General features: G+C 47.1%; 11 protein-coding genes. 4 read left to right on the forward strand and 7 right to left on the reverse strand.

Translation table 11 applies throughout. The annotated features are described in order from the left end of the window. Positions 1–272: 272 nt before the first annotated feature. Complete coding sequence (locus EDM55_RS20510) at positions 273–1,313, forward strand: zinc metalloprotease (protein WP_122961255.1); 1,041 nt, start codon at positions 273–275, stop codon at positions 1,311–1,313. Between the two features lie 661 nt (positions 1,314–1,974). On the opposite strand, the gene EDM55_RS20515 is transcribed toward EDM55_RS20510, so the two are convergent. Both EDM55_RS20515 and EDM55_RS20520 read right to left on the reverse strand, forming a co-directional pair. Further along, on the reverse strand, positions 1,975–2,934 hold the full coding sequence (locus EDM55_RS20515; RefSeq protein ID WP_092273153.1) for an ATP-grasp domain-containing protein: 960 nt from the start codon (positions 2,932–2,934) through the stop codon (positions 1,975–1,977). Between the two features lie 48 nt (positions 2,935–2,982). Continuing rightward, positions 2,983–4,041, reverse strand: a complete 1,059-nt coding sequence (locus tag EDM55_RS20520; protein ID WP_092273149.1) for an LLM class flavin-dependent oxidoreductase — start codon at positions 4,039–4,041, stop codon at positions 2,983–2,985. Between the two features lie 332 nt (positions 4,042–4,373). On the opposite strand from EDM55_RS20520, the gene EDM55_RS20525 reads away from it, so the two are divergent. Continuing rightward, the gene (locus EDM55_RS20525) at positions 4,374–4,763 is read left to right on the forward strand and encodes a cupredoxin domain-containing protein (RefSeq protein WP_092273146.1); all 390 of its coding nucleotides are present in this window, start codon (positions 4,374–4,376) and stop codon (positions 4,761–4,763) included. Here the strand turns inward: EDM55_RS20525 and EDM55_RS20530 are convergent. The 3 genes from EDM55_RS20530 to panE are packed head-to-tail and all read right to left on the reverse strand — an operon-like array spanning position 4,753 to position 7,897. Further along, positions 4,753–5,973: an MFS transporter gene (locus tag EDM55_RS20530; protein WP_092273143.1), complete on the reverse strand. Its 1,221-nt coding sequence runs from the start codon at positions 5,971–5,973 to the stop codon at positions 4,753–4,755. The genes EDM55_RS20525 and EDM55_RS20530 overlap by 11 nt on opposite strands. Positions 5,974–5,982: 9 nt before the next feature. Beyond that, positions 5,983–6,918 carry a 4-hydroxy-3-methylbut-2-enyl diphosphate reductase gene (locus EDM55_RS20535; RefSeq protein ID WP_092273140.1) on the reverse strand — a complete coding sequence of 312 codons (936 nt, stop codon included), beginning with the start codon at positions 6,916–6,918 and terminating at the stop codon, positions 5,983–5,985. Positions 6,919–6,967: 49 nt separating this feature from the next. Continuing rightward, positions 6,968–7,897 carry a 2-dehydropantoate 2-reductase gene (panE, locus tag EDM55_RS20540; protein WP_122961256.1) on the reverse strand — a complete coding sequence of 310 codons (930 nt, stop codon included), beginning with the start codon at positions 7,895–7,897 and terminating at the stop codon, positions 6,968–6,970. Positions 7,898–8,122: 225 nt separating this feature from the next. Here panE and glnA point away from each other — a divergent pair, with 225 nt between their 5' ends. Both glnA and EDM55_RS20550 read left to right on the forward strand, forming a co-directional pair. Next, entirely contained in the window at positions 8,123–9,541 is a 1,419-nt protein-coding gene (glnA, locus tag EDM55_RS20545) for a type I glutamate--ammonia ligase (RefSeq protein ID WP_092273134.1), read from the forward strand. A gap of 282 nt (positions 9,542–9,823) precedes the next feature. Continuing rightward, positions 9,824–10,342 carry a DUF3231 family protein gene (locus tag EDM55_RS20550; protein WP_122961257.1) on the forward strand — a complete coding sequence of 173 codons (519 nt, stop codon included), beginning with the start codon at positions 9,824–9,826 and terminating at the stop codon, positions 10,340–10,342. A gap of 1,361 nt (positions 10,343–11,703) precedes the next feature. On the opposite strand, the gene EDM55_RS31125 is transcribed toward EDM55_RS20550, so the two are convergent. Together EDM55_RS31125 and EDM55_RS31130 are read right to left on the reverse strand one after the other, a co-directional pair. Beyond that, on the reverse strand, positions 11,704–11,868 hold the full coding sequence (locus EDM55_RS31125) for an SDR family oxidoreductase (RefSeq protein ID WP_258957810.1): 165 nt from the start codon (positions 11,866–11,868) through the stop codon (positions 11,704–11,706). Further along, positions 11,807–12,046 carry an SDR family NAD(P)-dependent oxidoreductase gene (locus tag EDM55_RS31130; RefSeq protein WP_307723956.1) on the reverse strand — a complete coding sequence of 80 codons (240 nt, stop codon included), beginning with the start codon at positions 12,044–12,046 and terminating at the stop codon, positions 11,807–11,809. Before EDM55_RS31130 ends, EDM55_RS31125 begins: the two co-directional genes overlap by 62 nt. Between the last annotated feature and the right edge of the window lie 126 nt (positions 12,047–12,172).

The following is a 12,172-nucleotide window of genomic DNA, read 5'->3' on the forward strand; positions in this document are numbered from 1 at the left end:
TCTTATAACGGAGAAATAAAAAAAGTGGCTATTCAATATTAATTCATTGTAAAAACAACGGCCTTTGCACTTCAGTTCGTACAAAAAATGACTTCTATATTTGATTTATACTAACTAAGTTTCCCGTGCAACCGTGCAACATAACCGTCAATTGATTAATTTCGTCAGTAGCCTATTCAAGATATAGAAATAAAAAAATGACAACTATTGTTTAATAATATATATTATAACAATATTTGTAAAAAATCCCATATACAAGAGGAGTTGTGTTTATGTTAAAGGTACTAAAACCAGTTATCACAAGTGGAACGTTTCTATTAATATTGACCACAGTTTCCAATGCTGCTTTTGCCGCTGACACACCTATTAATGGAAGTTGGAGAAGTGATAGTTTGAAGATATCAGTAAGTACTGGAGATTCAACTTATGACCAAATCTATACTGATGCTTTAAATCAATGGGATCGACTATCTAACTTATCCATCAGTAGTACATCCAAGCTAGGGAAATTCTATGCTGGTACGGTTTATAAAACGGGTGCATCATACGATGGGATTTGCTATACAAGAAAAAATTCAAGAGGCTACATTGTCAGTGCAGAAGTTTTTTTAAATACTAGTTTTACAGATAGTTACCCAAGCGGTCGTAAATTAGGTGTTGCAACTCATGAGATTGGACACGGTTTAGGTCTCAAACACAACAATACGGTAACCCAGCAGTTTTCTGTAATGGTCCCTGAAACCGTAGTTGACAGACAAGAACGGACAAGTTCTCCGCAAAGTGTTGACACTAAACCATTAAATGCAAGGTATAAATTGTTGTATAATGTACCACAAGAATATCTTGGGGATGAATTAGACGTTGAAACAGAGATTGATTATTCTTGGGCCAATACATATGACGATTTGACCGAATTATCAGAAGAGGCTGATCTAGTTGTAAAAGCAAAAGTAGTTAAAAACAAATCAAAACTAACTAATGAAGAAGACCGAAAATATGTATTAACAAGTACAACATTTAAGGTGAAAGATGTATTAAAAGGAAACAAGGCGCTAAAAAATGAAGAGATTATGGTTAATCAGGACATTGGAGAAGTTAATGGATACAGGGTTTATTCTGATGAAGTAGCTGAATTTACAGCAAAACAGGAAATTTACTTATATTTAAAAGAAGGCGAGAGTGGCAATTATTATACAATTAACGGAGACCAGGGCGTCTTATTCGAGAACAAGAAAAACTCAGAAGAATATAGCCATGTTAGTTTCGGATTTTTTGACGAAGAAGACATCGAGAAAAGCATTAAAGTAGACTAATATACTTTTCAGGAGAGAAAGCATCAAAATTAAAACCACCCTTAAATGTAACAGGTTCGGTTTTCGGGTGCAAATTTTGCACCCGAAACACATGAATATTGACGCGAAAAAGACTTTGATTCGGCACAGATTTATATTTTCCATAAATCTATGGAAATTTTATTTTAGTGTCACTTCAGTTGCCAATTCCAGAAACAAAAGGCATAAAGACTTATTTAATAAGGAAAAATGGCATAGCAAACTTTTGTCAGTTGCTATGCCATTTCGCTTAAATGGGTGGTTTTTTAGTTTTGATTCTGCTGAGAACATCCATTATGGATAGATGCAGGTAGTATAATCACGAACGCTGGTTTGAAAACAAAAAAAGGTTATTCAGTTTACTGTGACTTTCTCGTTCATTGTAATCAGGTGGAAAAGTAAGCTATTTCAAACATGAAGCTATTTGGATTAATTGAATACCAGTTATAAATGCAAAAACCTATAAGCCCGACCCACAAGAGGACTCCTACAAGATATGCCATCGACTTTTCATCCTTTTTTCTTACTGTAGCTATATTCTTTATCGGACGAGTATTTGAAAGGATAGAGGGTATTCATATCTATAGAAAAAGCCCCCTGCTCATTTCTGATTTCAGGGGACTTTCCGTGCTTCTCCTATTTTTTACGCCTCGACCTTTTCCGCTTCCTCTACACTCGCCAGCTCGCGGCCCAGGAATTTGGCTACTTCCAGCATGCCGTAGATTCCAGCGGCAGCCTCTGCGTCCGAATTGTAGTTGGTGTTGGTGTTGATGTCATACGTAAAGATCTCGCCTGATTGGTTGCGGATGAACTCGATCCCTGCTACCTGAATGCCATTCGCAGCCAGGAAGCTCTCATATTTCTCGATGATCGGATCCTGGAAGTCTTTCACGATCTGGAATTTCGGCTTGGTCGGCACCTCTTCTCCTACTGGGCAGAACAGGTCGCCGATCTGGCAAGCGTCCGCCGGGCAAAGCTCGAAGCCTTCGGAGGTATCGACTTGCACAGCGTACACGAACTTCCCGCCTACAAACTCACAGCGAGTAATAAATGGCTGCGGTGCAGAAATGTATTCCTGAATGAGGGTGATACCATCCACCGGCTCATCAAAGGTCGGCCCGTTCACGTAAGACTCCAGCCCTTGCAGGGAGTGGAACAGCTGCACGCCAAGTCCTTTTCCGGCGCGATTGTGCTTTGTAATGAAGGATTGTCCTTCAAATGCTTTTGCCGCTTTCAGCAGCTGCTCTTTGCCTACCGTCGCGATTGTGCGAGGGGTGCGGATTCCATGACCTGTCAAAGCGAGGTATTGGGCAACTTTGCTCACTTCCAGACGAAGAGCGCTCGTCCCATTAAACACTTTGCGGCCATGGCTTTCCAGCCAGTTCAAAACAGCAGAGGTCAACTCAGGTGCATAGCGGTGGTCGCGTGTATGTGACGAAGCACTCATCCGGCTGTAAAACACACCAGTTGGCGGTTCTGCCGTCAAATCAACGGAGCCTTCGTCCAGATGCCATTCCTCATAAGGCAATCCCAGCTCTTGCAGACGCTTGGTCAAATGAACGGTCCATTCGCTGTTTTCATGGATGACGTAGATCTTTTTCATCGTTCGTTTCTCCTCTTTTCTGTTTCACTGCCCGTCTGGCGGGATGGACTAGGATAAAGTAGCTGCTGCCTCGGCACGCAAGCTTTCAACTACTGGCATGACTTCTTTGGAGAAGCGCTCCATCTCTTCCAGCTGTGGAGAGAACTGGAGCAGCAGCAGGTCTACACCCGCTTTTTCATACGCCAAAATGCGTTCAGCGATTTGCTGTGGTGTACCAACCAGGTTTGGACGCAAGCCGCGGTTCGATACCGAATAATCACGCAATTGAATCTGCTGCTCAAGCTGCGACTTGTTGATGAAGTCCTGGTAGCCTGCATAGCCGCTGTTTTCTTTAACATCCGTGATACGTGCCAGCTCTTCCATCGCTTCTTCCTCGGTCGGACGGCAAATGACGTAGGCGGCCATCCCAAAAGAAGAGAACGGCGCTTTGTCCGTCTGCTCGCGGCGCGCTTTCATGTCTTGAATCTTGCGTTCGACTTCTTCCGTAGTCCCGCCATGCATCACATACGCGTCGCATGTAGCGGAAATGACCTGCTTGCCGCGCTCGCTTTCTCCACCTGCGTACAGGATCGGATTTGGGCGCTGAACCGGCTTCGGCGCCAGTTTGGCATCCTGAATATCGTAGAACTTGCCGTGGTAGCTGAAGGTTTCCTCCGTCCACAGCCCTTTTAGCACATCGAGGAATTCCATGGTGCGTTCATAGCGCTCATCGTGCTCGGTGAAAATGCCACCGTATTGACGGGCTTCCTCTTCCCACCATGCAGATACGACGTTCAAAGTGAAGCGTCCATTGCTGATGCGATCGATGTTAGCTGCCATTTTTGCAGCGACTGCCGGATTGTGAAATCCAGGGCGTACCGCTGTCATGATTTCGATTTTTTCCGTAACTGCAGCCAATGCCGCAGCAGTCGACCAGGCTTCCAGCGAGTCCGCCTCGGGTCCTTTTATATCGTTCAAGTATAGTTCCGCAATCAGAGTCGTATCGTATCCCCATCGCTCTGCCGCTTGAATGACCGTCTTGGCGTATTCAAACGTCGGCGGCATTTTTTCATCTTCTACATTTCGGAGCCATCCACCAAAAATCGGTAACCAAAAGCCGTACTTCATAGCCCTCTTCTCCTTTGTCGTCGGGGTAAAAACAGAGAATATTGTGTAAAAAAGTTAGAAAACTTGGCTGCGCCAAGCTTATGGCGGAGCCGTAGTTGCTCTTATACTGGATAGGAATCTTATAATTCCTATCTGTAAAAGTAAAGTAATCCTACTATAAAAAGCGGATTACTTCAATATACTCTCTTTATACTTTCTATTCTTTATTTCCCGTTCCCTCTGACAAGGCAAAAGTGCGCCGGCGCATTTTTCCAGTTTATCCAAAACCTTACGAGGACAGGATAATAGATAATTCACCCAGGAATATAGCCCGCAAAAGGAGCTGAAGTACTATGTCTCGTCTGCGGTTCCGGCAGTTGCGTTACCCCCTCATCGCTTTGGCGGTGACGATCTTGCTACTCGGGACACACCATGAATATCGACTACATACTTCCTATGCAGCAGCACAGCGTACACAAACCGTGACGATCTCCAGTGCCGGCTTCTTACCCAATCAGATCGCCGTGCGAGAGGGAGAGCATGTCTCTTTGATGATCGTCAACACCGACACACGCCCGCATAACCTCGCGATCCGCGATCTCAATGTCACCTCGACCGAGCTTAAGCCCACTCAGTCTACCATGCTTCAATTTTCTGCGGAGAAAAAAGGGGAGTATTCCTTTGTGTCCGACTCCCCCGGCTATCCAGAGACCGGCTATCAAGGCAAGCTGATCATTGAGTAGCACTCACGCCTTCGTCTTGCTCTACCCGTTTCCATGGACCAAAGCGAATCACGAGGAGCGGAAGGATGCCAAGCGTGGTCACCACTCCGAAAAACAGGTAGATGGCCAGCGTGGAAAACTCGTCCTTGATCCACCCCGCCAAGAGATTACAGAGCATCGTTCCCAAACCGCTTCCCACAGAGAAAAAAACGGCGAGTGCTGTTACCTGTAGGGAAGCGGGCGTGTTTTCTCTCACGAATTGCGCCGCTGTCGCCAGGTAGAAGCCCACCGAAACACCTTGAATAAAAAAGATCAACAGAACAGCTGTCGTACTGGGAGCTGAGCTGTACCAGAACCAGCGAATGGCGGAAAAGATCGCAGCCCCCAGCAGGGTCGTTTCAATCCCCCACCTTCGGACAAAGTAGCCCGCCAGCTTCATGAACGGAGCTTCACTCCCCGCAAACAGCAGGAAAGCCAGGCCTACACCCGCCACCGTCCCACCGATCTCCTGGTAGTACAGAGAAAACCAGATGTTATTCGCATTGACCGCACCAAACATGCAAAAAGACGCCAGCAGGAAGAGCAAAAACCGTGGAATGCGCAGCAGCTGCTTCATGCCTTTAAAAATGCTGACTGTAAAGCGGGAAGATTCGGTCACTTCTCCCGGCAAACGCATCAAAAACAAAAGCGCCGTGATCAGCGCCAGACAATACGAGATAAACAGAACAGAGGGCCCCCACCGCTCCACGAAAAGGCCGGTAACAAAAGCTGCAAGAGCGAAGCCAACAGCTCCCCACATCCGAATGTCACCAAATTGAAGCTGATGCTTTTTCGTATAATTTAAGGTCAAGCTGTCCGAGACCGGAATAATAGCACTTTGAAAAAAGGAAAGCAGGATGTACAAAAGAAAGACAAAAGCATAAGTGGATACAGCGGTGAATAAAAGCCCCACCAAGCCAGAAGCAAGGAGAGTACCCAAAAGAACCGCCTTCCGTATTTGGAAGCGGTCACAAATCATCCCCCACATCGGCTGGGCAACAATAGAAACGACAGGTGCAACCGCACTGATCATTCCGATTTGGGTACCCGTTAGATGAATGGATTTGTAATACTGGGTAATGAGCGGAGAAAACGCCCCGAACCCGTAGTAAATAAAGAGGTAGAGGGCGCAGAAGCTGACGTATCTGCCTCCAGCGCCACCCAGAAATCTTCCAGAAAGAGATTCTGACATTTCGCTCCCCTATTTCACCGCCGGCAATATTTTCGCCATGTTAACGGTACGTTTCTTCTCCCATGTTTCCGGATTGCTTTCATCAAACTGCTCCAAATACGCAATGACTTCCTTGGTCAATGGCGTAGGTGTGGAAGCTCCCGAAGTAACGGCTACGCGCTGCTTGCCTTTCAACCACTCGACATCCAGCTCCGAAAGATCCGCAATGCGATAGGAAGGCACGCTGGCAATTTCCTCGGACACTTGCGCGAGGCGGTTCGAGTTGTTGCTTCGCGGATCCCCGACCACGATGCACAGCTGCGCTTCTCCTACCTGCTCCGCGACAGCTTCTTGGCGCACCTGCGTGGCCAGGCAAATTTCGTTGTGCACCTCTACGCGAGGAAAACGTTTGACGATCGCATCCATGAGATGCTTCACGTCCCATTGACTCATCGTCGTCTGGTTGGTCACGATGACCTTGTCAGTGGGTACCTCCAAAGCGTCCAGATCCTCCAGCTTTTGCACCAAGTGAACCTTTTCCGGTGCGATGCCGATCGCTCCCTCTGGCTCGGGATGTCCTTTTTTCCCAATGTATAGGACATGATAGCCGTCTGCCACTTTCTCACGTATCAGATCATGTGTTTTCGTCACGTCCGGGCAAGTCGCGTCCACGACAGTCAGTCCCTTGTCGCGCGCTTTTTTGCGTACCTCCGGTGAAACACCGTGTGCCGTAAAAATGATAGTACCCTCGTTCACCTGATCGAGCAGGGCGAGCCGGTCCTCTCCATCCAAGGTCTTGATTCCTTGTTTTTCAAACGCCTCCACAACATGAGCATTGTGAACGATCATGCCCAGAATGTGAATCGGGCGTGGAAGGTCAAAGTTTTGCGCTGTCCGAAGTGCCAAGACCATGGCATCTACGACACCGTAGCAATATCCGCGGGGGGAAATCTTGATGACTTCCATCTATACCCCTCCTAATTTTTCAAATGACGTCATGCCCACTTATTATACCTTATTTGCCTGCACTCCGCTTCTGTTCATATACCTTCAAATTATTGTAAACAACCTTCAGCAGAGGTGTGGACAAGCCCCGTTTTTCTGCATGCTCCAAAAGATAGCCTTGCAAATGATCCCCTTCGACCGCCAAGCCTTTCTCCATATCCCGGAGCATAGATGACTTCATGGCAGCTCCCTGCTTTTGGAACGTCTCCATCTGCTTGTCGACGATGTCTGGACGGATCGGAGCTTCCAGCGCACGAATGACCGAGGCACATTCCTCTGCCAGCTGGCGCGTCAATTCCATTCCATATAAGGAATCGCGGATCGGACCGACAGCGGAATTCATCAAGGTCGTGATGCCGGACATCGTCGTAATGAACAAATATTTCTGCCAGGCGTCGCGCTGGATGTTGGTACTGGCCCGCATGGAACCGTTGATGCCACTGAACGCCTCCGCGATTTGCTCCACACGCTCGCTCAGTCCACCCTCCCACTCCCCAAAGACGGTTTCGTGGGTTGCGCTCGTCTGCACGACATCGCCATCCGCATTCAAAGTCGTTTCAATAAAGCACAAGCCACCCAGTACACGCTCGCGGCCAAAGCGCTCCCACAACAGTTCCATGTGGGCTATTCCGTTCAGGAGCGGTATCACTACGGTCTTCTCTCCGATGTAAGGAGCGATGTCGTTGATGCTTTCTTCGAGGTGATAGGCTTTGTTGGATAACAAGACTACATCAAACGGTCCACCTTCCTCACCTGACTTCATTAACTGCGGCCGCTCCAGATGGAAATCTCCATGGATGCTCTGGAGGCGAAGTCCGTTTTCCGCAAGTTGCTTGTATCTACGCTCCCGAACGAGAAAGGTTACATCTACTCCTTTTTCTGCCAGTCTTCCTCCGAAATAGCCCCCGATTCCACCTGCGCCCAAGACCAGTACTTTCATTCGCTATCCCCTCCACTATTAATCAAACAGTTCGTCTATATTCTACAAAAACGGAACTCTTTTCTGAACCCCGCAATATAATGTTAGAAATTCTAACACAAAACGTTAGAAAACCTCTTGACGAACGATGTCGGTAGTCGGTATAATTCCAAATATAAAATAACATTAAAAAACGAACTTTACTTTTCTTCAAATAAAAATAATTCGTGAATGGAGTGTTTTCTCTTGGATATGAAATCTGTCTTGTCCACCATTGACACTGAAAAAGTCGAATACGTTGACTTCCGCATCGTCGACATGCTCGGCCGCCAGCATCACGTCACCGTCCCTGCCTACGCAGTTGACGAAGGAACTTTCCGCAACGGTGTTGCTTTCGACGGCTCCAGCTTGACTGGCTACAAATCCATCGAAGAGAGCGACATGGTGGCGATGCCTGATCCGGCAACTGCCTTCATCGATCCTTTCGTAGAAGCGAAAACGCTGAACATCGTATGTAACATCGTAAACCCTGACTATACTCCATACGATCGCGACCCACGCGGCATCGCGCTGAAAGCAGAAGCTTATCTGCAACAACTGGGTGTAGCTACAGCGGCTTACTTTGGTCCTGAGTCCGAGTTCTTCCTGTTTGACTCCGTACGCTATGATTCCGGTCCATCCGGCTCCTTCTTCCATATCGATTCGGAGGAAGCTTTCTGGAACACAGGGAAAGAAGGACAAAACCTCGGCTACAAAGTTCGCAACAAAGGCGGTTACTTCCCTGTACAGCCTACAGATACGCAAGCAGACATCCGCAACGAAATGTGCACCCTGATGACCCAGGCGGGTATGTATGTTGAGCGTCATCACCATGAAGTAGCTACTGCTGGTCAAGGCGAGATCAACTTCCGCTTCGACACTTTGACTCGTACTGCTGACAATCTCTTGCTGTTCAAATACATCGTGCGCAACGTAGCTGCCAAACATGGCAAAACGGCTACTTTCATGCCAAAGCCAATCGTTGGCGACAACGGTTCCGGCATGCACGTTCACCAAAGCTTGTTTAACGGCGACACCCCTCTCTTCTACGAGCAAGGTGGTTACGCAAACCTGAGCGAAACTGCTCTGCACTACATCGGAGGCATTCTGCACCACGCACCTGCCCTGATCGCTTTGACCAACCCAAGCACCAACTCTTTCAAACGTCTGGTTCCTGGCTATGAAGCTCCAGTAAATCTGGTCTTCTCCAAAGGTAACCGTTCTGCTGCAGTCCGCATCCCGGTAGCTGCTGTTACACCAAAAGCATCCCGTATCGAGTTCCGTACGCCTGACTCTACTGCTAACCCTTACCTGGCATTCGCTGCCATGCTGATGGCTGGTCTGGACGGAATCAAGCGCAAGCTCGACCCACGCGAAATGGGCTTTGGTCCTATGGATAAAAACATCTACGACCTGTCCGATGCTGAGAAGCACGAAATCAAGAGCGCCCCAGGCTCTCTGGAAGAAGCATTGCTCGCTCTGGAAGCTGACCATGAGTTCCTCTTGGAAGGCGGCGTATTCACGAAAGAACTGATCGAAGGCTGGATCTCTCTGAAGCGCGGAGAAATCCAACAAGTGGAGCGCACCGTGAATCCGAAAGAATACGAGCTGTACTACGATCTGTAAGAAGCAAGCAGTATCATCCGGTTTCTTCTAGCCGGCGGCAGTTCTGAAGTAAGTTTCCATCCTCCATCTATATAGAATTTTCCAATTGGAAAAAGCCAATCTCTTCTCCCATGGAAGAGTTGGCTTCTTTTTTTGCCCCTCGCTTGACTTTTTTACGAAAACGTTGCTTGAAATTCCCTTACTAAATTCTCTTCTCCCGACGAACAATGATAGATGGGTCAAAATGAAAAGCAAGGAGAACTCATGGACCTTACAACATTAATGAATTCTGGGAGGACGTTAATGGGAATTTTAAGTGGCAATCCTCAAAATGAACCCATGCATTACGGTGAAGTCTTCGGTATATGGAGTTATCTTTCTACCACGAAAGGCTTGCTTGTAGGTTATCAGACGTTCATCAACCATACTGGTGATAAGGACTTGAAAAACTTTTTGGAAGACCTTACCCAAAGTATGAGGCAGGAAATCCGTCAGGTAGAGGATCTTCTGAAGGTTAACAGCGTTGGATTACCTCCATCCCCACCTGAACGCCCTGTCGCGAACCTAGAGAGCATACCGGTTGGCGCCCGGTTCAATGACCCAGAAATTGCAGCTGGTGTTTCCAGAGATATTGCAGCTGGCTTGATAACGTGTAGCCAAATCATGGGGCAAGCCATCCGAGAAGATATCGGGATGATGTTTGGTCAATTCCACACGGCAAAAGCTCAGTTTGGTGGTAGACTTCTAAGAATCAATAAGGAAAAAGGATGGTTAGTGCCACCGCCACTTCATTTACAAACCCCCGAGCTCGTTCACGCTTGAGTTAAGGGCTTCCCCCCTCTAAGACCCACTTCCTTAGAGGGGGGTTTGAATTTCCACGAAAGGAAAGGAAGTTAGCAACAAATCGAACCTGAGCCTGGCCAAGTTTTTTATAATAATTCATATGATGCTTTTGCTGTAGCTCTACACGTTCCATCCTCATAGCGCTTAGGAACTTCTTCGTAGTTGAGCAATGGAAGCGTTACCCACCAAATATTACCCTTATGTATTACGCAACAATATAGATGGAGAAGATATCTATCGTTACTCTTGAAACGATTCGAGGAGGGATTGAATTGGTGAAATATCGCTGTTTTTACTGTGAACAAGAAACAGACAGCGTCCGCCAAATCACGTTTTTCCAAGGTAAACAGGATCGCGACGAACTTTTGTGTGATTCCTGTCATGCGGATTGGATTGAATCCCTGAAGAGTGAGCCGTAGACGGAGTAACGAACCCCACACCCACCTTCGTAGCAACCCTACAAGGTGGGTCGTTTATTCCCAACAACCCTGTGATGAGATTCGTAGTCTCGTGTGACACCACATATCAAAAAAATCCGTCACGCGCCGATACCTTCACTTCCCAATAAGATTCTTTGATGTATATGGATCATACTCTTGAATGCATCACCACCACCTATTGAATTTGTTTGCAAAAATAGCACTGCATGGGTGCTCAGGTACCTATTTTTTTCATAATAAGTGCTGGGATCGTCTTTCATCCGTGTGCATCAAAGGCCAAGCCTGAAATCCAGGCTCCGGCTTCACCTTACCTTTTCAAACATTTAACACTTTACCGCGCTATACTAACGATATTAATATAACACTTGCACTTATTTCACAAATAATATGTACCATTCTGAGGAGATGACTTGTCATGGAGCATTCCGTTCCACGTATTATCCCTCCCTCGCAATGCTATTCATGCGGGTGTCAAAAGTTTCATAAGGATGAGAGGAGAGTGTATACCTATCAAGACTACATAAACAACAACACCTTGATGGTTCAGGTACACCGCCGAAGATATCGCTGTGCGAATTGCGGTACGAAACAATGGGATCAATATGCGGAGCATCCACGTACTCAAGAAAAACGTACCGGTTTATTTTCTGGGAAGCCTCTTTAAGTAGAAATGAAAAGAAATTCATCCACAAAAATATCTCCCTGTAGCAACATGAAATACGTAAGCATTGGTTGCCCTTCGATTCCACTTCCTCCTATACTGTCCATATTGGAAGATATAGGGAGGGGTGGTTTCTCATGAAGAAAAACACAGCTTTACTCGAACGTATACAGAAAGCCAATCCTTTCCACATCGGAAGGATTAACTTTTTTCAACTGGAACGGTTCTATCCGTTTTATTTACAGGGCAGTCCAGCCGCCATCGATCACCAGCTCTGCACCCGTCATAAAGCGAGATTCGTCGGACGCCAAATAGAGGGCTCCATACGCAATATCTTCCGGCTCACCGAAATAAGGGAGCTGGGTGTGCGCTTGATAATACGGAATCGCGCCTCCTTCCTCCATCGACGGCAGCCGATTTGGACAGGACGCGCAGGGCACCTTTGGCTGCCGTATACGGACTGGTCCCGGCCATGATAGAGCCGCCGCCCGCTTTTTGCATTTCCGAAAACACGTACTTCATCCCGATCACGCAGCCGTTGAGGTTGATATCCGTGACTTTATTCCACTCGGACATCTCCATGATGGCAATGGTGTTCGGACTAGAAATACCTGCATTTGTTCATATAATTAGAGCAATCGGCTACTTTCAGGCAACCAACACGTCTCTGCATTCCGTTGTTTTATCGTCACATCGCAGGTTTGTGTC

The organism is Brevibacillus centrosporus, assembly GCF_003710815.1.
Taxonomy (GTDB): domain Bacteria; phylum Bacillota; class Bacilli; order Brevibacillales; family Brevibacillaceae; genus Brevibacillus; species Brevibacillus centrosporus.

Excerpts from the sequence above, each read along its gene's own strand:
- EDM55_RS20510 (WP_122961255.1), top strand. The coding sequence starts at position 273 with ATGTTAAAGGTACTAAAACCAGTTATCACAAGTGGAACGTTTCTATTA.
- EDM55_RS20515 (WP_092273153.1), bottom strand. The coding sequence starts at position 2,934 with ATGAAAAAGATCTACGTCATCCATGAAAACAGCGAATGGACCGTTCAT.
- EDM55_RS20520 (WP_092273149.1), bottom strand. The coding sequence starts at position 4,041 with ATGAAGTACGGCTTTTGGTTACCGATTTTTGGTGGATGGCTCCGAAAT.
- EDM55_RS20525 (WP_092273146.1), top strand. The coding sequence starts at position 4,374 with ATGTCTCGTCTGCGGTTCCGGCAGTTGCGTTACCCCCTCATCGCTTTG.
- EDM55_RS20530 (WP_092273143.1), bottom strand. The coding sequence starts at position 5,973 with ATGTCAGAATCTCTTTCTGGAAGATTTCTGGGTGGCGCTGGAGGCAGA.
- EDM55_RS20535 (WP_092273140.1), bottom strand. The coding sequence starts at position 6,918 with ATGGAAGTCATCAAGATTTCCCCCCGCGGATATTGCTACGGTGTCGTA.
- panE (WP_122961256.1), bottom strand. The coding sequence starts at position 7,897 with ATGAAAGTACTGGTCTTGGGCGCAGGTGGAATCGGGGGCTATTTCGGA.
- EDM55_RS20550 (WP_122961257.1), top strand. The coding sequence starts at position 9,824 with ATGGGAATTTTAAGTGGCAATCCTCAAAATGAACCCATGCATTACGGT.
- EDM55_RS31125 (WP_258957810.1), bottom strand. The coding sequence starts at position 11,868 with ATGGAGGAAGGAGGCGCGATTCCGTATTATCAAGCGCACACCCAGCTC.
- EDM55_RS31130 (WP_307723956.1), bottom strand. The coding sequence starts at position 12,046 with ATGGAGATGTCCGAGTGGAATAAAGTCACGGATATCAACCTCAACGGC.